Genomic DNA, 22,777 nt, shown 5'->3' with positions numbered 1-22,777 from the left:
GAGATCGGCGGGCCTGGCCCGCCGCCTCGGGTTGAGAAACCAGCCGAAATCCTTTGGATCAACTGACGTTTGCGGGCATGGCGATGAAGGACGGCGAGGTTTTCGGCACGACGCAGGCAGGCGAGCCGGTGCGCCGCTTCACCATCAGAGGCGGCGGCCTCACCGCCAACATCATCGGGCTCGGCGCCATCATCCAGGATTTGCGCCTGACCGGCCACGATGCGCCGCTGGTGCTCGGCTACAACACTCTAGAAGCCTATGAGGCCGACAACGCCTTCTTCGGCGCCGTGGTCGGCCGCTATGCCAACCGCATCCGCGACGGCCGCTTCACCATCGGTGGCAACCGCTACCAGACCGAGCCGAATTTCCTCGGCAGGCATACGCTGCATGGCGGCTCGCAGGGCTATTCGCATCGGCCGTGGGCGGTTTCGCTGCACGGCAGGGACTTCGTCACGCTGACGCTGCACGATCCCGATGGCGCGATGGGCTTTCCCGGCGCGCTCGACGTCACCTGCACCTACCGGCTGAAGATCCCCGGCACGCTGAGCGTCGAGCTGACGGCGACCTGCGAGGAGCCGACACTGTGCAATCTCACCCCGCACTCCTATTTCAACCTCGACGATGGCGGCGCCGGCGACATTCTCGACCACAGGATGATGCTGAACGCGGCCGCCTATCTGCCGGTCGACAGCGACATGATCCCGACCGGCGTGGTCAAGCCGGTTGACGGCACGCCCTTCGATTTCCGCCAGGCGCGGCCACTGCGCATGGAAACCGAGGGCGAGCAGCTGCCCTACGACCAGAATTTCTGCCTCGCCTCGGCGCGCGGGCCGCTGCGGCAAGCGGCATGGACGCAAGGGGCGAGTTCTGGCGTCGAGATGGAGGTCTGGACCACGGAGCCCGGCGTCCAACTCTACACCGGTCAGTATGTGACGCCGCGCAAGGGGCTGGACGGGCGGGACTACAAGGCTTTTTCCGCCTTCTGCCTGGAGCCGCAAATATGGCCGGATGCGCCGAACCGGCCGTATTTCCCGCAGGCGACGCTATGGCCGGGTGCGATCTATCACCACGTGACGGAATACCGTTTCCGTCTTCCATAGTCTCCAGGCGGCTAGTTTTCGAACGCCGCCCGCAGCGTCTCGAATGGCGCCAGAGCGCCGCGAACCTGGACCACGGCGGCAGCGACGCGATGCGCCCGGCTTGCTGCTTCCTGCGGCCTGTGACCTGCAAGACGCGCCGCGAGATAGCCGCCATTGAAGGAATCTCCTGCGCCGGTGGTGTCGACGGCGGCCGCGACATGGATCGCCGGCACGTCATGCAATGTCCCGTTTTCGGCAATCAGCGCCGGCTGCTCGCCGTTCTTGACGACGACCTCGCCGACCCATTGTCCAAGCCGCTTGGCGGTCGCCCTCGGTGTCTCGTCACCAAACAGCATCTGTTCGTCGGGAAAGGTGGGCAGTGCTATGTCGGTGACGCCGAGCGCCTCGACGATGGCTGCCTGCGCGCTTTCGCGGTTGCGCCAAAGCCGTGGCCGATAATTGGGATCGAAGGCGATCAGCGAGCCGGCGGCGCGTGCCTTGGCCACGGCTTCCAGCAGTGTTTTACGAGCCGCATCGTCCAGAATTGCCAAGGTGATTCCGGAAAAGTAGACAAGCGCCTGATTTTCAAGGTTTTTCGACAGCGCGGCGGGATCCGAAGCAAGCTGCCGGGCGGCGGCGTCGCTGCGCCAGTAGGTGAAGGAGCGCTCGGCGCCGGTTAAGGTGATCGCATAGAGGCCGGGTCGCGCGCCAGCTATCACCGGACTGGAACCGATGCCGATGCCGTTTTCGGCGAAGAAGCCGATGTGGCCCTGCGAGAAGGGGTCGTCACCGAAGGCCGAGACATAGGTTGCCGGCCGGTCCTCGCTCAGCGCATGCAGCGCCCACAGCGTGTTGAACGTGTCGCCGGCAAAACCCATGCGCCAGTTCGGGCCGGTCTGGCCCGACAGTTCGAGCATGCATTCGCCGATCGAAGCGACGCCGTTTCCCGCCATCTGCAATCCTCCAGTGATTTCGGTGCTGTAGCTTTTTGCCGGCGGCAGCGCCATGCTTGGCAAGCAGGCTTTTTTGCGCCACAGCGTTTTCCCACAGGCTGGCGGGACGCGATCCACCCGGCCGAGCGTTATCCGCGGAAGAGGAACCGGTTTGGCATCGATATGGCGTTATCTCTTGGCGGGTCTGGGTCTGGCTGCTCTGCTGGTCGGCATTCTTGCGATCGTCTATCTTACGGCGCCGCAAAGCGCGCAGCTTGCTGGCCCGGATGTCTCGCGGACGAAGAAAACCGACAACGGGCTGTACATGGCGAGCTTCGAGCCGGAACGGGGCGTGGTGCGGCAGGGCGAACTGGAATCCTGGCTGCTGACGCTGAAGACAAAGACAGGGGCCTCGGTGGAGCGAGCCGCGATCGCCATCTCCGGCGGCATGCCGCAACACAATCACGGACTGCCGACCAGCCCGCAGGTGACCGATTACCTGGGCGAGGGCCGCTACCGCATCGAGGGCCTGAAATTCACCATGAGCGGCTGGTGGCAACTTCGGTTCGCCATCTCGTCCGGCGCGGCTCCGACACGGTGCTGTTCAACGTGGTGCTGTGAGCGATCGATGAAGCGCCTTTTCTGCTTTCTGGCGCTGATGGTCGCCGTCATCCTCGTCGGCTGCGGCAAGCCGGATTTTTCCGACGCCGAGAAGAAGACCATCGCCTCGCTGGCGCTGAACACGCTGCCGTCGCTGAAGCCAGACACCACCAATCGCTTCGCCGACGTGCCGGCCGCCGCGGCGCTCGGCTCGACGCTGTTCTTCGATCTTGGCATGAGCCGCGACGGCACGGTGTCGTGCTCGACCTGCCACAAGATCGACCGCCAATTCCAGGACGACCTGCCGCAAGCCGTCGGCGTCGGGCGCACCAACCGGCGCACCATGCCGCTGGCCGGCGTGGCGCGCGACCCCTGGTTCTTCTGGGACGGCCGCCGCGACAGCCTATGGGCGCAAGCGCTGACCCCGCTGGAAAACCCGCTGGAGCAGGCGGGAAACCGCGCTGCCTACGCGCATTACATCAAGGCACGCTTCGGCGAGCGCTATGAGCGCATTTTCGGGCCGCTGCCCGATCTTGCCGGCGTTCCGCTGAATGCCAGCCCGCTTGGAAACGATGCCGAAAAGGCTGCCTGGAACGCGATGAGCGATGCGCAGCGCGACGCCATCAACCGCGTCTTCGCCAATATCGGCAAGGCGATCGAGGCTTTCGAACGCTCGATCGAGCCAGCGCAGACGCGCTTCGATCGCTTTGCCCTGGACCTTGCCACCGGAGCCGAGCCGAAGGGCGATGCCGTCTTCACGCGAGAGGAAATCCTCGGGCTGAAACTGTTCATCGGCAAGGCCAACTGCGTGACCTGCCACAACGGCCCGCGCCTTACGGACAACAGCTTTCACAATACCGGCGTGCCGCCCGTCGTGGACCTGCCGCCGGATCGCGGCCGCGTTGATGCGGTGCGGCAAGCCGAGGCCGATCCTTTCAACTGCTTCGGTGCCTATCGCGATGGCGACGCCGCCGCATGCGGCGAGCTGCGCTTCATGGTCAAGGATGCGCCGGAACTGATCCGCGCTTACAAAACGCCGTCATTGCGCGGCGCGGCCACGCGGCCGCCCTACATGCATGCAGGGCAGTTTTCGTCGCTCGATGAGGTGGTGGCGCACTACGCCAGGGCGGCGCCGAGTGTGGAGGGGATAACCGAGATCCATCCGCTGCAACTGTCAGACCGCGAACGCGCCGCGCTGGTGGCGTTTTTGAAAACGCTGTCGGAGTAGGCTCTTGTTTGACTTGTCCGAAAATCGGCATCCATTTTTCGGGATCATGGTCAGCGATCCTTCACCGTCTCCATCGCCACGAAGGTCGAGGTCTGGGCGACGTGGGGGAGCGCCGAGATACGCTCGCCAAGCACGCGGCGGTAGGCTGCGATATCCCGGGTGCGAACCTTCAGCAGATAGTCGAAGCTCGACGCCATCATGTGGCACTGTTCGATCTCCGGCACGGCCTGGACAGAGCGGTTGAAAGCGTCGAGCGCGGCGGAACGGGTGTCGGACAATTTCACCTGGACGAAGGCGACATGGCCTTCGCCCATGCGCTCGCGGTCGATGATCGCCTGGTAGCCCCTGATATAACCGTCCTTCTCCAGCCGCTTGACCCGCGCCTGCACCGGTGTCTTGGAAAGACCGACCTTGGCCGCGAGTTCCGACATGGAAAGCCGGCCATTGCCTGCCAGTGCGGTCAGGATGTTCCGGTCGATGCGGTCCAATTGGTCTTCTGTTGTCAAAATCACGGTCCAAGTTCTGCAGAATTGACAGCATGATAGATCGATCGATCTGTCTTGTCGAATTCTTTGGACCGACTGAAATCCGCGCCTGTGCTAGCTTGCGCCATTCGGTCCGGTGACCGCCGGCCCGCTCCCTGATGCTCGCTCCACGGGACCCGCCATGCCGCTCGACACCATCCGCCAGCAGATCCGCGCCAATTATCTGCCCGACGAAGACGAGGCCGTGAAGCGGCTGGCCGAGGCGACAGGGCTTTCGGCTGCGGATCGCGACGCGATCTCGGCGCGAGCGGCCGATCTGGTGCGGGCGGTGCGTGGCTCGTCCGATCCCCGGCTGATGGAAGTTTTCCTTTCCGCCTACGGCCTTTCCACCAAGGAAGGCGTGGCGCTGATGTGCCTGGCCGAGGCGCTTCTGCGCGTGCCCGACACCGAGACGATGGACGATCTCATCGCCGACAAGATCGCGCCGCATGACTGGTCCGCGCATTCCGGCGGCTCGAGCTCGATCTTCGTCAATGCCTCGACCTGGGCGCTGATGCTGACCGGCCGTGTGCTCGACGAGGGCGAGGGCGGCATCGAAGGCACGCTGCGCTCGATGGTGCGCCGGCTCGGCGAGCCTGTCATCCGCAAGGCGGTGGCCGCCGCCATGCGCGAGATGGGCGAACAGTTCGTGCTCGGCCGCACCATTGCGGAAGCCGTCAAGCGCGGCCGGCCGATGACGCAGAAGGGCTATCTCTATTCCTTCGACATGTTGGGCGAGGCAGCCCGCACCGAGGCCGACGCACTGCGCTACCATAAGGCCTACGCCGACGCGATTTCGTCGCTCGATGCCGGCTCCAACGGTCCAGACATCAGGCAAAACCACGGCATCTCGGTCAAGCTTTCGGCGCTGCATCCGCGCTATGAGGTGGCCCAGAAGGAAGAGATGTTGCCGGTCATGGCCGAGCGGCTGTTGTCGCTGGCGCTTGCGGCCAGACATTCGCGCATGGGCCTCAACATCGATGCCGAGGAGGCCGACCGGTTGGATCTGTCGCTCGACGTCATCGAGCGCGTGCTGGCCGAGCCGGAGCTTGCCGGCTGGAACGGCTTTGGCGTGGTGGTGCAAGCATATGGACCACGCGCGGCCTTCGCCATCGACTGGCTCTACACGCTGGCGAAGAAATACGACCGCACCATCATGGTGCGGCTGGTCAAGGGCGCCTATTGGGACACCGAGATCAAGCGGGCGCAAACGCTCGGACTTGCCGGCTATCCCGTCTTCACCCGCAAGGCCAATACCGACGTCTCCTACATGGCTTGCGCCAAGAAGCTGCTTGGCATGACCGACCGCATCTATCCACAATTCGCCACCCATAACGCCCACACCGTCGCCGCCATCCTGTCGATGGCCGACAATCGCGACGCCTTCGAGTTCCAGCGCCTCCACGGCATGGGCGAGGCGCTGCACGAGACGGTGCGCCAGTCGGAAGGCACCCGCTGCCGCATCTATGCGCCGGTCGGCGCGCATTCCGACCTGCTGGCCTATCTGGTCCGCCGGCTGCTGGAGAACGGCGCCAACTCCTCCTTCGTGCATCAACTGACCGACGAGGATGTCGAGCCGGAAGACATCGCGCGCGATCCGCTGGAAACGGTGGAAAGCCAAGGTCCCGCTGCCAATCCGGCGATTGCCAGGCCGTCGCAGATTTTTGGCGCCGGCCGCCGCAATTCCAGGGGATTCGACATCACCGACACGGTCACGTTGGCGGCCATCGACAAGGCCAGGGCGGCGTTCGCCGGGCCGGCCCTCTGGCATGCCAAGCCGATCACGCGCGCCGCCGGCTATGGCAAGCCACGTCCGGTCGTCAATCCGGCCAAGCCCGACGAAGTGGTCGGGACAGTTCACGAGGCTGCTGCCAAACAGGTCGCGATTGCCGTGCGCATCGCGGTGGAAGCGCAGCCGGCCTGGGCAAAGCGCCCCGTTGCCGAACGCGCCGCCATCCTCAACCGCGCCGCCGACCTTTATGAGGCCAACGCGGTCGAGTTCTTCGCGCTCGCCACCCGCGAGGCCGGCAAGTCGCTGGCCGACGGCGTTGCTGAGGTGCGCGAGGCGGTCGACTTCCTGCGCTATTACGCCGCCGAGGCGGCAAACGCCGAGACGGGCACGCGGGCGCGCGGCGCGATCGTCTGTATTTCGCCGTGGAATTTTCCGCTGGCCATCTTCACCGGCCAGATCGCGGCGGCACTTGTCACCGGCAATTCGGTCATCGCCAAGCCGGCCGAGCAGACGCCGCTGATCGCCTTCCGCGCCGTCGAATTGCTGCGCGAGGCCGGCATCCCGGAAGACATCATCCAGCTGCTGCCCGGCGATGGCCCGTCGGTGGGCGCGCCGCTGACCGCCGACCCGCGCATTGCCGGCGTCTGCTTCACCGGCTCGACCGAGGTCGCCAAGCTCATCGAGAAACAGCTGGCCGAGACCGCGGCACCCGACGCGATGCTGATCGCCGAGACCGGCGGTTTGAACGCCATGATCGTCGATTCCACCGCGCTGCCCGAGCAGGCGGTGCGCGATATCCTGGCCTCTGCCTTCCAGAGTGCCGGCCAGCGCTGTTCGGCGCTGCGCGTGCTCTACGTGCAGAAGGACGTCGAGAAGAAGATGCTGGAGATGCTGAAGGGCGCCATGGAGGCGCTCCACATCGGTGATCCCTGGCAGATTTCGACCGATGTCGGTCCGGTCATCGACGATGAGGCGCAGGCCTCGATCCGTGACTATTGCGCCAAGAAGGGGCTCGAGGGCCGGCTGATCGCCAAGCTCGAGGCGCCGAAGGACGGGCGCTTCGTCGCCCCGCACGTCTTCCGGGTCAAGGGCATCGAGGAGATGGACCGCGAAGTCTTCGGGCCGGTGCTGCATGTCGCCAGCTTCGACGCCGACGAGATCGACGCGGTGATCGCGGCGATCAATCGCAAGGGCTATGGCCTGACCTTCGGCCTGCACACCCGCATCGAGGGCCGCGTCCAGCATTTCGTCGACGGCATCCATGCCGGCAATATCTACGTCAACCGCAACCAGATCGGCGCCGTCGTCGGTTCGCAGCCGTTCGGCGGCGAGGGGCTCTCCGGCACCGGGCCTAAGGCCGGCGGCCCGCATTATCTGCGCCGCTTCCGCAAGGGGCCGGAAGCCGGCACGGAAGTTGGCGAGGGCCATAAGGTGACAGCGACCGAACTGGCCGACAATCTGCCCGATCCCACGCTCGGCGGCTGGTCGACGCGCCCGGACCGGATCGCCATCCTGAGGAAGCATCTGCGCGGCAAGGGCGCGGCCGCCATCGGGGCCGCCGCTGCAATCGATTTCGGCCAGGTCGACCTGCCCGGACCGACGGGCGAAGCCAACACGCTGTCGCTGTCGCCGCGCGGGCGGGTGCTGTGCCTGGGGCCGGACGCCGACACGCTGCTTGCCCAGACCATCCAGGCGCTCGCCGCAGGCAATGCGGTGCTGGCTGTGGCGCCTGGCGCGCCGGCCGCATTGTCGGCGCTGACCGGCAAGGGCTTGCCGCTCGCCGCTATCGATGGCCGGCCTGATCCGGTCGAGGCGCGTGCGCTGCGCGTCGATGTCGTCGCCTTTTCGGGTACGCCGGAGGCGGCACGTATCGTGCGCAAGGTCATCGCCGACAGGACCGGCCCGATCGTGCCGCTGGTCAGCGAGGTGCTCAACCCTGCCGCCTATGCGCATGAGCGCGCGGTCTGCGTCGACACGACGGCCGCGGGCGGCAACGCCAGCCTGCTTGCTGCCGCCTAGGTCAGCCTATTCTTAGGCGCCCTCGACGACGGAAAAGCCCTCGAATTGCGGATGGCCGAGATAGTGGACTTTCGTCGCGCCGACATTCCTGTGCGCGGCGCGGAAATTCTCCGACCTGGTCCAGGCGATGAAATCCTCCTGGCTTGCCCACACAGTGTGCGAGGCAAACAGCGTGTAGCCTTCGGTCTCGTTGACCGGGCCGCGCAGCAGACGGAATTCCCGAAAACCCTTCATCTCGGCAAGGCTGGAATCGCGGTTCTTCCACACGGCCTCGAAATCGGCTTCCGAGCCGTTCTGCACCTTGAAGCGGTTCATGGCGATGTACATGGGGTTCCTTTCGGCTATTCGCGAGCGTCGGCGTAGGGTGATTACTCGAGCGATCAAGGCCCGAAGGGGCCGATTGGGGCTTTGAACCGCCAACTCATCAGTCCGGTTTCGGGAGGGATGGGAGGAAACGGCGCCTGTTTTTGCACCAAGTCCAGAGCGAATCGATCGAGTTCGGCCGAGCCTGAGCTTTTGGCAAGCTGCAGATCGACAATGTTTCCATTAGCCAGCACGACAAATGCCACCAACGCATTGTTGCGGGCTGTCGTTTGCGCGGTTTTCGATACGCGCCGATTGGCGCGGGCCAACTTGCTGGCCACTTCACCGCTATAGCGTGACGCCGTCGCGTTCCCAGTATCGGCTTGCTTTCGGCCTTTGCTCGCAATTGCCGCTTTGATTTCCTTGCCGTCCGCTGTGCCGCGGTTCTCATATGCTTCGCTTGCTGTCGCAGGAGCGGCCGCCGGAGTTGGCCTGACACTGGGGATCGGCGGTTGGTCCGGAACGGCGACAGGCATCTCAGCGCTCTCGGCCTGGACGCTTGGCTGTGCCGGTGTTTCGGTCCTGGCGGCCACGCTCTGGTTATCAGGGCGTGGGGTTGCCGCCACCAGTATGTCCGGCGTTGCCGCTGGCTGTTTGACAGCTTCCGGCAAAGGCTTGGGCGGCGGCTTGGCTGCTTCCGGGATGGGTTGGGGAGCTTGCTTTGCAGCTTCCCGTTCAGGCTGCGAAGTTTTTGTCGGCGGCACTGGTCTGACCGCCGGCTCCGGTTTGGTCGGCTGCGGTTTGGGCTCCAGCGTGACATTGATTGCCGCCGGGTCCTTGTCCAACGCGCTGCCGGCCACCTTGTCGCCTGCGTGATCGCTGCCTTCCGGTTGCTCCGCATTCCTGGAATTGAATGTGCCGGAAGGCGAGATCAGGAAGAATGCCGCGACAGTGGCGTGAAGCAGGCCGGAGGCGACAATGGCAACGGGCCATCGGGCCGCCGGGCGTGCGATTGCAAGCGGCTCGGCCGGTACTATCGCCAGCTCGCTGCCAGCGTCGGGAAGGGGACTGATTTCCTGCATGTCGCGGGCGGGAAATTGCAGCGGCCAGCGGGCAAAAGTCAAATCAAGATGGTTTGCCCCAGGCATCAGCGATCCGTGGCCGGCCAGCGGCCAGGCAACGGTATTTGCTGTGAATGCGGGGGTGCAGTCCCAAAGCCGTTCTCAGACGCCGAAAACGATGCCGGTCTTGGTGTCCGTCTTCAGCTTGCGCATGCAGGCGGCCGGTTCGACGCCGCCGCCTGCACACTCGGTCGCGCTGTTGATCAGCACGCGGCTGACTTTGGTGCAATCGGTGCCGGCGAGATCAAAGCGCGTCACCTTGGTCTTGCCTGCCGGCAGGTCCTTGAAGTCGAGCACGGTCAGCCGGTCGACGACACCCGCCTCGTTGAACAGGGCGATCTCGAACGCCGCCTTGGAGAGGTCGGCGCCGAGATTGTTGTTGACCAGGAAGGTCAGCCGGCAGCCCTTGTCGGAAGGCTGCGCGGCATTGAGCTCCAGGGTCAGCGCGGGGGCCGGCGCGGACCCTTCAGCCCGCGCGGAACCATCGCAAGCGACATCGCCAGCGTCGAGGTCAGCAGACGAAGGGATGTCGTCAAGCCCGTCATGCCATCAGCCTCCAAACCGCATGGTCGCCGCCAGTTTCAGCGTGATGCCCGGCTCATAGACCGCGACTGTCGTGCTGCCGTTCAATGGGTTGGCGTATTTGACGTCGAACAGATTGTCGGCGCGGAAATCGACCTTCAGACTGTCTGTCGCCTGATAGCTGGCGAAGGCATTGACCAGCGTATAGTCCTCGGCCACCGCGTTGCCCTTTGGTTTGCCATTGTACTGAACCTCGCCGCCGACGGTCAGCTTGTCCTCGAGAAAGCGCAGCCCAAGCTGGGCGGTGACCTGCGAGGAGGGGATGGTGGCGAGATCGGCTTCCACACCCTTGTAGGAAGTGGTGTGGCCATTGGTGATCGAGGCCGAAAGCCCGGCATAGCCCCATCCGGCGTCATAGACGCCTTCCAGCTCAAAGCCGTCGATCTTGGCCTGGGCGAAATTCTGATACTGGAAGCAGATTGGAATGCCAGGCCCGAACGGGCAGCCGCTGCCCGGAGCGAACGGCGACAGGGTCACGCCATCGATATAATCGTCGACATTGTTGTGGAAGTACGCCGCCTTGACGCGAAGCGCGTCGCCGGATTCGAAGATGTCGTTCTGCTTGTAGTTGACGCCGAATTCCGTCGTCTTGCCGGTCTCGGGCCGCAGATTGGGATTGGGCAAGAACGGGAAGGTGACGCCGGCCGGGTGGTTGCCGCTGATCAGCGTTTCCGTCAGCGACGGCGACCGATAGCCTTCGGCGTAGGTGCCGTAGAATTGCAGGCCTGCAAGGCCGGCGCTCTCGAACGGCGAGACGCCGACGGTGATGCGCGGCGACAGCCGGTCGCCCGACGTCTCGCGCGTGCTGTCCTTCAGGCTGTAATTGTCGTAGCGCAGCCCGGCGATGACCTCGAGCCAGTCCCAGGTGAGCTTGTCCTGGACATAGGCGCCGGAGACGTTGCGCTTGCCTGAAGGCGTGTAGAAACTGTCGCCGCCGGCCGTGCCGCCCGTCTTCACATCGTCGCCGACCCAGTCGCCGCCATAGGTCAATTCGTGGGCGATCCCGCCTGTTTCGAAGCGCGACGTGTTCCAGATGTCGATTGCGGCGGTGCCGACATCGAAAGTCGACGTCGAGCCTGCTGGCAGCACCACCGGAAGACCTGTGACCGGATCAAACCGTTTTTGCGGAACAAGGCTGGTCAGGTCGAGATTGGTCTTGTTGTAGGAGGTGTTGATGTGGAGATCGAGCCAGCTCTTGTCTTCGTCCGTGATGTTGTAACGGGCCGTGAAGGTGTTCGACTTCAGGTCGACATCGTTGACCGGCACAGTGCCACTGGTTTCGTCCCAGCTGTCGCTTGACCCGACCCAGCCCAGCTTCAACTCGCTGTTCTCGGACGGACGGATGCTGGTCTTGAGCAGGCCGCTCAGCACGTCGAAGCCGGTGCCGTTGACGGTGTTGCCGCCGCCATCCTTGTAGTTGCCGTAGTTGCGGTAGACGATGTTGCCGAGCGCGTCCCAGTTCTGGTTGAAACGGTAGGCGCCGGTGGCGCTGGTGGTCCAGCCCTTGCCGTTGCTCTCATAGCGTCCGGTTACCGAAGCGCCCCTTGTTTCCTCCGGCCTGAGGAAGTCTGCGGCGTCCTTGGTGTCGAAGAAGACGACGCCGCCGATGGCGCCCGAACCGTAGGTGTTGGCGACAGGACCGCGGATCACATCGACGGATTTGACGAGCTCGGGGTCGACGTAGAAGGTCGACTGGGTGCCATGATCTGAACGCTGGAAATCCTGGCGTGCGCCATCGACGATAACCGCGACGCGGCCGAAATCCTGCAGGCCGCGTATGTTGATGCTGGTGCTGACGCGCCTGGCGTCGGCCTGTGTCGCGACGCCGGGCACACCCAGCAGCATCTCGTTCGGCGTCGTCGCCATGCGGCGGGCGAGTTGCTCCTGGTCGACATGGCTGGCCGAGGCCAGCGATTCGATCGCCGTTTCGCCGGTGCGGCTGATGACGAGAATCTTGTCGAGCAGCGTCGCGCCCGCGGCGGCTTTTTCGTGGTCAGCCTTCTTCGATTGATCCGTCTGCTCGCCCGCCGGCTGCGTTGCCTGTTGGGCATGCGCCGATGGTGCGGACAGGGCGGTCGCCGCCACGCTCGCCAACAAAGCCGCCATACCGTTCGCCGCCGACCGGCCGCGCAATTCCCAGTTCAAAAACCCCATGCCCCAACTCCAGATTCCAGGTTTCGTGCTGGCTGGCCCGGGGCTCGCTGGCATTTTTCATCGTGTCCGGCGTCTTAAATGTTGACTCGTTTACTCCGGTATTGCACTGACTAGTAAACATGATTATTCAAGTCAAGAAATGAATCGGCAATTTCGCAACGCCTAGCCAGATGCCCGGCACAGGAAAGGGATCGACCCAGATGAACACGCACAATCCCAACGATTTTCGCTATCGCATCCGCCGTTCCGACGATGCCTCCAGCCGCTTCGATCGGATCCCGCTGGCGGTGCGAACGCTCTCCAGCAACACGCTGTTCCAAGGCGAGCACGAGATCGGCATCGAGCATCATGGCGCGCTCTACCGGCTGAAGATCACCCGGCAGGGCAAGCTCATCCTCAACAAGTAAGAAGGCATCAGGGGTAAGACATGGACCAGCGCGTAAAGCCCGCCCCGCATCAAATCCGGCGGGCACGGACAGAAAATCCGAAAACGCGCGAGCGTGATCTGGCCGCCCAGCTTGGCATTTCGGAAGCCGAGTTGGTCGCCGCGCATTGCGGCGACGGCGTCGTTCGCATCGAACCGCGCGTCAACGACCTCCTGACCGGTCTCGAGGCGGTCGGCGAGGTGATGGCGCTGACCCGCAACGAAAGCGCCGTGCACGAAAAGATCGGCGTCTATGACAAGGTCGTCACCGGCAACCACAATGCCATGGTGCTCGGCGAGAATATCGACCTGCGCATCTTCCCGAAGATCTGGGCGCATGGCTTTGCGGTGGAGAAGCGCGACGGCGACGAGATCCGCCGCAGCCTGCAGTTCTTCGACGCGGCGGGCGAGGCGGTGCACAAGGTGCATCTGCGTCCGGCCTCCAGCCTCTATGCCTACCAGAAGCTGGTCGCGTCGCTGGAATCGTCCAACCAGGAACCGACGGTCGATATTTCAGGGTCAATCTCCGACGATCGGAGCGAGGCCGGGGCAACCACCGCCAACGCCGACGATCTGCGCGACCGCTGGAGCCGGCTGACCGATGTGCACCAGTTCTTCGGCATGCTGAAAACGCTCAAGCTCAGCCGCCGCCAGGCGGTGCGCATGGTCGGAACGGACTATGCCTGGCTGCTCGACAATGACTCGGTCCGCACCATGTTCCACCACGCCGCCGAAGGCGAGATGCCGATCATGTGCTTTGTCGGCAACCGCGGCTGCATCCAGATCCATTCCGGCCCGGTCGGGTCGATCAAGCCGATGGGGCCGTGGATCAATGTTCTGGACGAGACCTTCCACCTGCACCTGCGCACCGACCACATCGATGAAGTCTGGGCGGTGCGCAAACCGACCAAGGATGGCCATGTCACATCGCTCGAGGTCTTTGGCGCCGAAGGCGAGATGATCATCCAATTCTTCGGCAAGCGCCATGAAGGCGAAAGCGAGCGCGACGATTGGCGGTTCCTGGCTGAGAACCTGCCACGTATTCCGAGCCCGACGGCAGCGTGAGGAACAGTGTGATGCGGTTTTTCCCGAACCTGCCGGCCATGCGCCTATCAATGCTTGCGCCGATCGTCGGCCTTTCCCTTGCCGCGCTGCAGCCGGCCGGCGCTGCCGAGGGCGTCTCGGTCTTCTCCGATCCGTCGAGGATCGGCGCCATAGGCGGTTCGATCACCGAAATCGTGTATGCGCTGGGCGAGGAGAAACGTCTGGTGGCGCGCGATTCCACCAGCAATTATCCGAGAGCGGCACTCGATCTGCCCGATGTCGGCTATATGCGCGCGCTGTCGCCGGAAGGCGTATTGTCGGTCAATCCGACCGGCATCCTGGCGCTGCACGGCAGCGGCCCCAAGGAGGCCGTCGACGTGCTGAAGAAAACCAGCATTCCCTTCATCGAGGTGCCTGAGCATTACAGCCACGAAGGCATTTTGGAGAAGGTCCGCATCGTCGGCAAGGCGCTTGGCGTCGATGCCAAGGCCGAGGTGCTGGCCAAGGAACTTGATGCCAAGCTGACATCAGCCGAAAAACAGACGGCCTCGATCAAGCAGCGCAAGCGCGTCCTGTTCGTGCTGTCGATACAGGGCGGCAAGATCCTGGCGGCCGGCGCCGAGACCGCGGCCGATGGCATGGTCAAGCTGGCCGGCGGGCTCAATGCCGTCGAAGGTTTCTCCGGCTACAAGCAGATGTCCGACGAAGCGATCATCACCGCCAGGCCTGACGTGATCCTGATGATGAGCAATGCCGGGCCGCCGGTGCCGGACGACGAAGTGTTCGGCACCCCGTCGATCGCCTCGACGCCGGCCGGAACCACGCGCAAGCTGATCCGCATCGATGGCGGCTACCTGCTCGGCTTCGGACCGCGCACCGCCGATGCCATTCACGACCTCGCCGTCTCGCTCTATGGCGCGCAGGTCACGGACTGAGCGGGTAGATCATGGTCGATCAATCGATCGCCGGCCCGGTGAAGGTGATGGCGAATGCATCCGAAGGTGACCGCTCGGGCCGCGCCCGCATCGTCATCCTGCTGCTGTGCTTCGGGCTCGCGGCCGCCATATCTTTGTCGCTCACGTCGGGGGCATCGGATGCTTCGGCCATCAACATCCTCAGGGACTGGCTGCTTGGGGGCATTCCGAGCGATGCGGCGCTGAGCGCCCGCGACAGTCTGATCATTTACGACATCCGTTTGCCGCGCATCATCCTCGGCATGCTGGTCGGCGCGGCGCTCGCGGTCTCGGGCGCCCTCATGCAGGGGCTGTTCCGCAATCCGCTGGCCGATCCCGGCCTGATCGGCGTTTCCGCCGGCTCGAGCCTCGGCGCGGTGGCCATCATCGTGCTCGGCACCACGGTGCTGGCGCCGGTGACGACCTTGCTCGGCACGCTTGCGCTGCCGCTGGCGGCCTTCTTCGGTGGCCTTGCCTCTACCTTGGTGCTTTATCAGGTCGCGACGCGACGTGGCCAAACCTCCGTCGCCACCATGCTGCTCGCCGGCATCGCGCTAGCAGCCCTTGCCATGGCGCTGACAGGCATCCTCATCTTCATGGCCGACGATCGCCAGCTGCGGGACCTGACATTCTGGTCACTCGGATCGCTGGGCGGCGCGACCTGGGCAAAGATCGGTACCGCCGGGCCGATCATCATACTGGCGCTGGCGGCGATGCCTTTCCTGTCGCGCGGCCTCAACGCGCTGGCGCTGGGCGAAGCGACCGCCGGCCATCTCGGCATACCGGTGCAGTGGCTGAAATACACGGCGATCGTTGGTGTCTCGGCGGCGGTCGGCGCCTCCGTCGCGGTCAGTGGCGGCATCGGCTTCGTCGGCATCGTCGTGCCGCATCTGCTGCGCCTGCTGATCGGTCCGGACAATCGCTATCTGCTGCCGGCCTCGGCGCTGCTCGGCGCGTCGCTGCTGCTGTTGGCCGATGCCGTTGCGCGCACCGCCGTGGCGCCGGCCGAATTGCCGATCGGCATTGTCACCGCGATCGCGGGCGCGCCGTTCTTCCTGTGGATCCTGCTGCGCAAGCGCGGCGTGGTCGATCTCTAAGACCCGTGATCTGCAAGAGTTGGGACCTGTGAGGCTTTGATGATCGAGGCAAGGGATGTTTCCGTCGATATCGCCGGCAAGTGCATCGTCGACGGCGTCGATTTCGACGCGCGGCCTGGCGAAGTGGCGGCCATCGTGGGTCCCAACGGTTCGGGCAAGACGACCTTCCTGAAGGCTTTGTCGGGCGAGCTCGCCTATACCGGGCGCGTCGCGCTCAACGGCCGAAATCTTTCGTCGATGAAGCCGGCCGAGATGGCGGTGCATCGCGCGGTGCTGCCGCAGGCGACGGCGCTGTCCTTCCCCTTCACGGTGCGCGAGGTGGTCAAGCTTGGCCTTGTCGGCGGGCGCTCGGGCGCCTTGCCGGGCGAGGATGCGCGGCTGCCGGAGCGGGCGCTGGCGCGTGTCGACCTCGACGGTTTTGCCGGACGTTTCTATCAGGAGCTTTCGGGCGGCGAGCAGCAGCGCGTCCAGCTCGCGCGCGTGCTGTGTCAGGTCTGGGCGCCGGTGCTTGACGGCAAGCCGCGCTACCTGTTTCTCGACGAGCCGGTTTCCAGCCTCGACATCAAGCACCAGCTGATCATCATGAACATCGCCCGTGACTTCGCCAGAAGGGGCGGCGGGGTGGTCGCCATCCTGCACGACCTCAATCTGACGGCCATGTATGCCGATCGGATCTTCGTCATGCATCGTGGTCGGCTCGCGGCCACCGGTTCGCCACAGGATGTGCTGAGCGATGATCTGATCGAAAAAGTGTTCGATTGCCGGCTCAGGGTCGGCGTGCTGCCGGCCGGCAATGTGCCGTTCGTGTTGCCGCAATCAACGGTCTGTTAATATTCAGGTGAGGCCGGCCTGCCAATGGCGGTTTCCTGCGCTTCCGGTACTCACGTACCCGAAAGTACGCTCCGTTCCGGTTCTCGGAACCCGCCATTCTCGACTCGGCCTGACCTGAATCTCAACAGACCTACCCAGATGCAGGGAGACTTGCTCAGGCAGCCGGGGCGCGGCGCTCCAGCATGTCGATGCCGAGCAGGTTGCGCACATTCGGCCTTGCCGCCACCATATCGGCGATGGTGTAGCGGGCGAGCACCGCGAAGAAGGCGTTGAGGGCCTCGCGCAGCGCCGAATTCAGCGCGCAGCTGTCGACCAGCGGACATTCAGCGGCATCGTTCTCGAAGCATTCGGCCATGGCGAAGCTTTCCTCGGTCACCCGCACGACGTCGAAAAGGCTGATCGCCTCGGCGGCGCGGCCAAGCCGGACGCCGCCATTCCTGCCGCGCACCGTCTCGACCAATCCGTTCTCGACCAGCGGCTGCAGGATCTTGAACAGGAACAGTTCCGACACCGAATAGGCGGTCGCGATTTCGGGAATGCGGCTCAGCCGGTCATTGTTAGCGGCGCAATACATCAGGATCCGCATGGCATAATTGGTCTGGCGTGTAAGCCGCATTTTGTCCTCACTAGGCACCGGCGCGGCTGTGACCACGCCAGATTCCCAAACTTCGCCGGCGCCGCTCTGATCCGGAATTTCGGATTCGCCGCGCTGGCCTTGATCCGAATATGGCCTATACCTTGGAACAATTCCAGACTAGCCGGGCATCATAGATGAATATTCTCGTCAACTTTATGTGCGCGACACGGAAAGCCGCGGGGAAAACTGGCCGCCACGGGCATTCCGGCTGATGAAACCCTAGATAGGGCCGAGATCGACCCCGAGATCGGCATGAGGTCGACCAGACATCGACGAGGAGCAGTTCATCCATGTCACAATCGGCTCCGTCCCTGGCGCCTGTCCGTTTCGATGCCGACGCGGCCGTCAAGCTCTCGGCGTTGCGCCGCACCAAATTCATCGCCACGGCCGCGCTGGCGCTTTGCGTGCTGGTGTTTGCCTTGGCCAAGTCGTTCCAAATCACCTATCCGTGGCTGGGGTTCGTCGCCGCCTTCGCCGAGGCGGCGACCATTGGCGGCCTTGCCGACTGGTACGCGGTGGTGGCGCTGTTCAGGCGGCCGCTCGGGCTGCCGATCCCGCACACCGCCATCATCCCGGAAAACCAGAATCGCATCGCCGACAATCTCGGCCGCTTCATCGAGGCCAATTTCCTGGCGCCGGAGCCGGTGCGGGAAAAACTCGCCGAGGTCGATTTTGCGGCACTCGTCGCCGACTGGCTGACCGATGCCGAACGGGCCGCCGGCCTGTCGCGTTTCGTCGTCCGGCTGGTGCCGCAGACGCTTGCAGCGGTCGAGCAATCCGGCCTGCGCGGCTTCGTCACCAGCCGCATGCTCGAGCAGATCGAAAAAGTGCCGCTGGCGCCGCTGGCAGCGGAACTGTTGTCGGCGCTGACCGACGACCGCCGTCATCAAAAGCTGTTCGACGAGTTCATCAAGGTGGTCGGCCGCTTCCTCAACGACGAACAGGCGCTGGCGACGATGCGCGAGAAGATCCGCGAGGAATTGCCGTCGCTGTTCAACCTGTTCCGCGCCGACGCGTATCTCCTGAAGAAGATCGTCGCCTCGGCGGGCTCCTTGCTCGACGAGGTGCGCGCCGATCCCGACCATCCGATGCGCGCTGAGTTCGACCGTTTCGCGCAGGGCTTCGTCGAGCGGCTACGGACATCCAAGCAATACGCAAAGCGTGCCGAGAAGATGAAGCATGATTTCCTCGCCCGCCCCGAAGTCAGGGCGCTGGCCGGGGACATGTGGCAGAGCCTCAGCCTGTTCATCGAGCAGGACGCCAAGGCGCCGAATTCGGTGATCCGCGCGCATCTCGCCAACATGTTCGTCGAGGTCGGTCGCCATCTCGCCGGCGATCCACAGATCCGGGCCGATATGAACCAGGGGTTCGTCGTGGCGCTGGCCTCCTTCGTCGAGAGCCAGAAGAACGGCGTGTCGAAATTCATCGCCGACCAGGTCAAGCGCTGGGACCTGGCGCAACTGACGCGGCTGATCGAGATGAACATCGGCCGGGATCTGCAATATATCCGCTTCAACGGCATGATCATCGGTGGGCTGGCGGGTATCGTGCTCTATACGATCGAGCTACTGCTCCCGGCCAATTGATGCGCATCGGGTCGCCAGGCCTGTGTTCGAAATGGACACACGGCAGCCGAGTGCTATGCTCCCGCCGAGGGCGCCCGCATTTGCGGCAAAGGGGAGGGAGACAGCATGGCCAAGCAACCGGAATCCGATTCCTTCATGGACATGTTCGGCAGGTTTGGCCGCGACCTGAAGGTGCCCAATGTCGATGTCGAGGCGATCCTTGCCCATCACCGCAAGAACCTCGAAGCCTTGGAGAAATCGGCGCGAGCCAGCGCCGACGGCGCGACCTCGCTTTTGTCGAGGCAGCGTGAAATGCTGCAGGACACGCTGCGCGAAATGGCCGATATGGCGCAGAGCTACCGGGCGCCAGGCAACCCGCAGGAACTGATGGCCAAGCAGACCGAATTCGCCAGGAAATCGTTCGAGGCTGCGCTCAAGAATGCCGGTGAAGTGGCTGAACTGGCTCGTAAATCCGGCACCGAATCGATCGAAATCCTGCGTGCGCGCATCAAGGAGGCGATGGAGGAAATCCGCGCCGGCTACGGGCAGAGATAGGCTTGCTCGGCCCGTCGTTTCGTCTTCGGCGGCACATGTCGGTTTGCAATTTCGCGACCTTGCGCATAGTTGCATCCGCGCCACGTTATAAGCGCCCGGCGACCCCTGGAGGCCCGAAAATCCGAATTCGGCCTGCCATTGCATGGCAAGGCATGGCACGATTCAGCCGGAATTCGGCGGAACGGATTCGTGCAAGGCGAATTGACAGGGGCCATCCGTTCGTGGTCCGGAGGCACGGCAAGCGATCGGGAAAGCAGGAATGAACGAAGTACGGCCTAAAACGCCGCCGACCTATGAGCAGTTGAGAAGGATGTCCGGGCAGGAACTCGGCGTCTCGGAATGGACCACGGTCGATCAGGACCGTATCAACCAGTTCGCCGAATGCACCGGCGACCACCAATGGATCCATGTCGACCCTGAACGCGCGCGGCGGCAAAGCCCGTTCCGCACGACGATCGCGCATGGCTATCTGACGTTGTCGATCATCGGCGCCTTGGCGCTCGGCATGGGCATCGTGCCGGAAAACACCCAGGCCGCCTTCAATTATGGCTTCGACAAGGTGCGTTTCCTGGCGCCGGTCAGGGTCGGCGCCCGCATCAGGCTGCGTACCGTCCTGCTTTCCATGGAAGACAGGGGGCCTGGCCAGTATCTGATGAAGGCAGCCAACACGGTCGAGATCGAAGGCGAGGAAAAGCCGGCGCTGACGGCGGAAACGCTGGTCATGCTTTATGAGCGCCGCAAACGGGCAGGGGCCTGAGGGTATGTCGATATTCAGGTGAGGCCGGCCTGCAAACACTGGCTTCCTGCGCTTCCGGTGCTCACGTACTTCAGTACGCTCCGCTCCGGTTCTCGGAACCCGCCATTTTCGACTCGGCCTGACCTGAATCTCGACACACCCCGAAGGGCTCGCATCAAGATTATTTTAAGGCGGACGTGCCAGGTATCCGGCCGGCAAAATGGGCCGAAAGAACTGCTAGGATCAGCGCAGCCAGCACCATACAGGTTGCCGCTTCGAAAGTGGTCTGCATTCCCTGCGCGGCCGCGGCCGGCGACAGGATCGTCGTGTCCGCAGCGCCTTGCCCCGTAGCGATGGCAAACACCGCGCCCATCAGGGACGCGCCGGTAACGAGGCCGAGATTGCGCGACAAATTGAGCAGGCCTGATATGACGCCGCGTTCGCCGGCGCCGACACCGATCATGACGGCCGCATTGTTGGAAGTCTGGAACAGGGCGTAGCCGAAGCAGGTAACGGTGATCGGAACGACATAGCCGGCAATGCCGAGTTTCGTCATCGCGAGCGATAGCAGGAATGTACCCGTGGCGAGGCTGGTGAGGCCAGCGACCATCATCCTGGGGGCTCCGAAGCGATCGGAGAGCCGCCCGGCCAGCAGCGCCGACAGGGCCGACACAAGCGGCCCGGTCGAAAGCACCACGCCGGCCATCGCGGCATCGAGTCCCAACCCTCGCGACAGATAGAACGGCGCGACGACCAGGGTTGCCATCATCACCGTAGCGACGACGAGGCTCATGACCAGGCTGGCACTAAGTCGCGGATCTCGGAAACTGGCGAGCTGGACCAGTGGGTTCTTTGCCCGCTTCTGGACGACTGCGAACAGACCGATGCCGAGAGCGGTAGCGGCCAGCAGGCCGATGTTGAGCGCACCAAAACTGCCCCGGCCAAGCGTCATGGCCAAGGCATAGGCGGCCAGCGTCAGGGCCAACAGGACAGTACCCGTCGCGTCGAACTTGCCTTGAGCGGCCTGCGCGTTCTTGTTGCCGGCAGGCAAGGCGCGCCAGGCGAGGGCGAAGGTCAGAAAGCCCAGCGGGACATTGACCAGGAAGATCGCGCGCCAACCGAGGCCGGCGATCAGCAGGCCGCCGAGCGAGGGGCCGAGCGTCGTGCCGATCGCCGACATGGCGCCGAGCAGGCCCATGGCGCTGCCGGTCCGTTCCTTGCCCACCGTCTCAGCAACAAAGGCCAGCGTCAGAGCCATCATCAGTGCCGCGCCCAGCCCCTGCACGGCTCGCGCCGCAATCAGCAGCCAGAGCGTCGGCGCCACGCCGCAGAGCACCGATGCCGATGTGAACAGCGCGATACCGCCAAGCAGCAGCGGCCGGCGACCGAACATGTCGGCCAGCCGCCCGGCGCTGACGATCAGCGTGGTGATGGCGAGCAGATAGGCCAGAACCACCCATTGCACGGCCTGGAACGATGCTCCGAACGTCTGCATCAGCGCAGGTAGCCCGACGCTTGCAATGCTTGTTCCGAGCGACGACAGCAGTGTGGCGAGCGACAGGCTTGCCAGCGCCCAGCCGACCGATTGCTTCTGTTGCGGGGCTGATATCCCGTCCCGATTTTGCACGGCGACTGCCATGATGATCTCCTTTTCGTTCGCTCCGAAAACGGAGCCAATGGAGATCTAGTCTTGCCGTTGATATGGCGGAAGGCGCAGCATTTGCATCATGTCAGTGCATGAGACGCCACATCATGCTACGATCCGCGGATGACAACACCCGATCTCAATCTGCTCTTTGCACTCGACGCGCTGCTGGCGGAAGGCAGCGTGGCCGGCGCCGCGCGCCGCCTGCGGCTCAGCCCCTCGGCGATGAGCCGGACGCTGGCGCGGCTGCGCGAGGCAACGGGCGATCCTTTGCTGGTCCGTGCCGGCCGCGGCCTGGTGGCGACGCCGCGCGCGGAGGAGTTGCGGCTGCAGGTCGCCCCTGTCGTCCAGGACGCGGAGGCGCTGCTGCGCCCCGCCGAATTGCTTGATCCCTCAAGCCTGGACAGGGTGTTCACGCTGCGCACCAATGAAGGCTTTGTCGAGGAGTTCGGGCCTCGCCTCGTCGCCCGCGTCGGGGCCGATGCGCCAGGAGTGCGGCTGCGTTTCGCGCCGAAGTCCGACAAGGATGTGATGTCGCTGCGCGACGCGGCGATCGACCTGGAAATCGGCGTTGCCGGTGAAACCGGACCCGAAGTGCGCATCCAGGCGCTGTTTCGCGACCGTTTCATCGGCGCTGTCCGATCGGGTCATCCCTTGAGCAAAGGCACGGTGACGCCCGAGCGCTACGCGGCGGGCCGGCACATCAGTGTTTCGCGGCGTGGCCGCGAGAAAGGGCCGATCGATGAGGCTTTGGGCGCGCTTGGCTTGCAACGGACGGTCGTGTGCATGGTGTCGGGTTTCTCGGCCGCGCTCGCCATGGTGCGCGCCTCGGAGCTGATCGCCAGCGTGCCCGAGCGGCACACGGCCGGCGCGCGCGCCGGCATGCACAGTTTTCCGCTGCCGGTCACGACGGTGGAGGTCACCATCTCGATGCTCTGGCATCCGCGCCTCGATGCCGACCCGGCGCAACGCTGGTTGCGCGACTGCGTACGGGAGATCTGTACAAGTCGCTGAGA

At 64.3% G+C, this 22,777-nt stretch carries 19 protein-coding genes and 2 pseudogenes; 13 read left to right on the top strand and 8 right to left on the bottom strand.

Annotated features, from left to right (window positions below; genetic code table 11):
- Nucleotides 1–77: 77 nt before the first annotated feature.
- Nucleotides 78–1,100, top strand: coding sequence for an aldose epimerase family protein (locus ACWGS8_RS07065; protein ID WP_454581243.1), 1,023 nt, complete (start codon nucleotides 78–80; stop codon nucleotides 1,098–1,100).
- Nucleotides 1,101–1,111: 11 nt separating this feature from the next.
- Here the strand turns inward: ACWGS8_RS07065 and ACWGS8_RS07060 are convergent, their stop codons facing one another.
- Nucleotides 1,112–2,032, bottom strand: a complete 921-nt coding sequence (locus tag ACWGS8_RS07060) for a sugar kinase (protein ID WP_454580250.1) — start codon at nucleotides 2,030–2,032, stop codon at nucleotides 1,112–1,114.
- A 151-nt stretch (nucleotides 2,033–2,183) separates the two neighbouring features.
- Here ACWGS8_RS07060 and ACWGS8_RS07055 point away from each other — a divergent pair.
- Together ACWGS8_RS07055 and ACWGS8_RS07050 are read left to right on the top strand one after the other, a co-directional pair.
- Nucleotides 2,184–2,632: pseudogene (locus tag ACWGS8_RS07055) on the top strand (FixH family protein).
- A gap of 7 nt (nucleotides 2,633–2,639) precedes the next feature.
- Complete coding sequence (locus ACWGS8_RS07050; protein WP_454580249.1) at nucleotides 2,640–3,839, top strand: cytochrome-c peroxidase; 1,200 nt, start codon at nucleotides 2,640–2,642, stop codon at nucleotides 3,837–3,839.
- A gap of 50 nt (nucleotides 3,840–3,889) precedes the next feature.
- Here ACWGS8_RS07050 and ACWGS8_RS07045 read toward each other — a convergent pair whose 3' ends face one another.
- Nucleotides 3,890–4,351: an Lrp/AsnC family transcriptional regulator gene (locus ACWGS8_RS07045; protein ID WP_454580248.1), complete on the bottom strand. Its 462-nt coding sequence runs from the start codon at nucleotides 4,349–4,351 to the stop codon at nucleotides 3,890–3,892.
- Between the two features lie 154 nt (nucleotides 4,352–4,505).
- On the opposite strand from ACWGS8_RS07045, the gene putA reads away from it, so the two are divergent.
- Nucleotides 4,506–8,114 (top strand): bifunctional proline dehydrogenase/L-glutamate gamma-semialdehyde dehydrogenase PutA, encoded by a 3,609-nt coding sequence (putA, locus tag ACWGS8_RS07040; protein ID WP_454580247.1) that lies wholly within the window; start codon nucleotides 4,506–4,508, stop codon nucleotides 8,112–8,114.
- A 12-nt stretch (nucleotides 8,115–8,126) separates the two neighbouring features.
- Here putA and ACWGS8_RS07035 read toward each other — a convergent pair whose 3' ends face one another.
- The 4 genes and pseudogenes from ACWGS8_RS07035 to ACWGS8_RS07020 all read right to left on the bottom strand — a co-directional run bounded on the left by ACWGS8_RS07035 (nucleotide 8,127) and on the right by ACWGS8_RS07020 (nucleotide 12,274).
- Nucleotides 8,127–8,441 (bottom strand): antibiotic biosynthesis monooxygenase family protein, encoded by a 315-nt coding sequence (locus tag ACWGS8_RS07035; RefSeq protein WP_454580246.1) that lies wholly within the window; start codon nucleotides 8,439–8,441, stop codon nucleotides 8,127–8,129.
- A gap of 53 nt (nucleotides 8,442–8,494) precedes the next feature.
- A complete protein-coding gene (locus tag ACWGS8_RS07030) occupies nucleotides 8,495–9,565 on the bottom strand; it encodes a TonB family protein (RefSeq protein WP_454580245.1) in 1,071 nt (356 codons plus the stop codon).
- 75 nt (nucleotides 9,566–9,640) lie between these two features.
- Nucleotides 9,641–10,083: pseudogene (locus tag ACWGS8_RS07025) on the bottom strand (hypothetical protein).
- A 4-nt stretch (nucleotides 10,084–10,087) separates the two neighbouring features.
- Entirely contained in the window at nucleotides 10,088–12,274 is a 2,187-nt protein-coding gene (locus ACWGS8_RS07020; protein WP_454580244.1) for a TonB-dependent hemoglobin/transferrin/lactoferrin family receptor, read from the bottom strand.
- A gap of 200 nt (nucleotides 12,275–12,474) precedes the next feature.
- Here ACWGS8_RS07020 and hemP point away from each other — a divergent pair, with 200 nt between their 5' ends.
- From hemP to ACWGS8_RS06995, 5 genes are read left to right on the top strand one after another with little or no spacing between them, the layout of a single operon-like run.
- Nucleotides 12,475–12,681 (top strand): hemin uptake protein HemP, encoded by a 207-nt coding sequence (gene hemP, locus ACWGS8_RS07015; protein WP_454580243.1) that lies wholly within the window; start codon nucleotides 12,475–12,477, stop codon nucleotides 12,679–12,681.
- 20 nt (nucleotides 12,682–12,701) lie between these two features.
- Complete coding sequence (locus ACWGS8_RS07010) at nucleotides 12,702–13,763, top strand: hemin-degrading factor (RefSeq protein ID WP_454580242.1); 1,062 nt, start codon at nucleotides 12,702–12,704, stop codon at nucleotides 13,761–13,763.
- Between the two features lie 11 nt (nucleotides 13,764–13,774).
- Nucleotides 13,775–14,677 carry a heme/hemin ABC transporter substrate-binding protein gene (locus ACWGS8_RS07005; protein ID WP_454580241.1) on the top strand — a complete coding sequence of 301 codons (903 nt, stop codon included), beginning with the start codon at nucleotides 13,775–13,777 and terminating at the stop codon, nucleotides 14,675–14,677.
- 11 nt (nucleotides 14,678–14,688) lie between these two features.
- Nucleotides 14,689–15,792 (top strand): FecCD family ABC transporter permease, encoded by a 1,104-nt coding sequence (locus ACWGS8_RS07000; protein ID WP_454580240.1) that lies wholly within the window; start codon nucleotides 14,689–14,691, stop codon nucleotides 15,790–15,792.
- A gap of 39 nt (nucleotides 15,793–15,831) precedes the next feature.
- Nucleotides 15,832–16,623: a heme ABC transporter ATP-binding protein gene (locus ACWGS8_RS06995; RefSeq protein WP_454580239.1), complete on the top strand. Its 792-nt coding sequence runs from the start codon at nucleotides 15,832–15,834 to the stop codon at nucleotides 16,621–16,623.
- A 154-nt stretch (nucleotides 16,624–16,777) separates the two neighbouring features.
- Here ACWGS8_RS06995 and rirA read toward each other — a convergent pair whose 3' ends face one another.
- Entirely contained in the window at nucleotides 16,778–17,239 is a 462-nt protein-coding gene (gene rirA / locus ACWGS8_RS06990) for an iron-responsive transcriptional regulator RirA (protein WP_010909941.1), read from the bottom strand.
- Nucleotides 17,240–17,550: 311 nt separating this feature from the next.
- Here rirA and ACWGS8_RS06985 point away from each other — a divergent pair, with 311 nt between their 5' ends.
- The 3 genes from ACWGS8_RS06985 (at nucleotide 17,551) to ACWGS8_RS06975 (ending at nucleotide 20,137) form a co-directional block, all read left to right on the top strand.
- On the top strand, nucleotides 17,551–18,846 hold the full coding sequence (locus tag ACWGS8_RS06985) for a DUF445 domain-containing protein (protein ID WP_454580238.1): 1,296 nt from the start codon (nucleotides 17,551–17,553) through the stop codon (nucleotides 18,844–18,846).
- Between the two features lie 105 nt (nucleotides 18,847–18,951).
- The gene (locus ACWGS8_RS06980) at nucleotides 18,952–19,380 is read left to right on the top strand and encodes a phasin family protein (protein ID WP_454580237.1); all 429 of its coding nucleotides are present in this window, start codon (nucleotides 18,952–18,954) and stop codon (nucleotides 19,378–19,380) included.
- Between the two features lie 259 nt (nucleotides 19,381–19,639).
- A complete protein-coding gene (locus tag ACWGS8_RS06975) occupies nucleotides 19,640–20,137 on the top strand; it encodes a MaoC family dehydratase (protein WP_454580236.1) in 498 nt (165 codons plus the stop codon).
- A gap of 160 nt (nucleotides 20,138–20,297) precedes the next feature.
- On the opposite strand, the gene ACWGS8_RS06970 is transcribed toward ACWGS8_RS06975, so the two are convergent.
- Complete coding sequence (locus ACWGS8_RS06970; protein ID WP_454580235.1) at nucleotides 20,298–21,755, bottom strand: MFS transporter; 1,458 nt, start codon at nucleotides 21,753–21,755, stop codon at nucleotides 20,298–20,300.
- Nucleotides 21,756–21,884: 129 nt separating this feature from the next.
- On the opposite strand from ACWGS8_RS06970, the gene ACWGS8_RS06965 reads away from it, so the two are divergent.
- Complete coding sequence (locus tag ACWGS8_RS06965) at nucleotides 21,885–22,775, top strand: LysR family transcriptional regulator (protein WP_454580234.1); 891 nt, start codon at nucleotides 21,885–21,887, stop codon at nucleotides 22,773–22,775.
- The last annotated feature ends 2 nt before the right edge of the window (nucleotides 22,776–22,777 follow it).

Source organism: Mesorhizobium sp. 43Arga (assembly GCF_053714255.1).
This window is presented reverse-complemented; position numbering and strand designations above follow the sequence as displayed.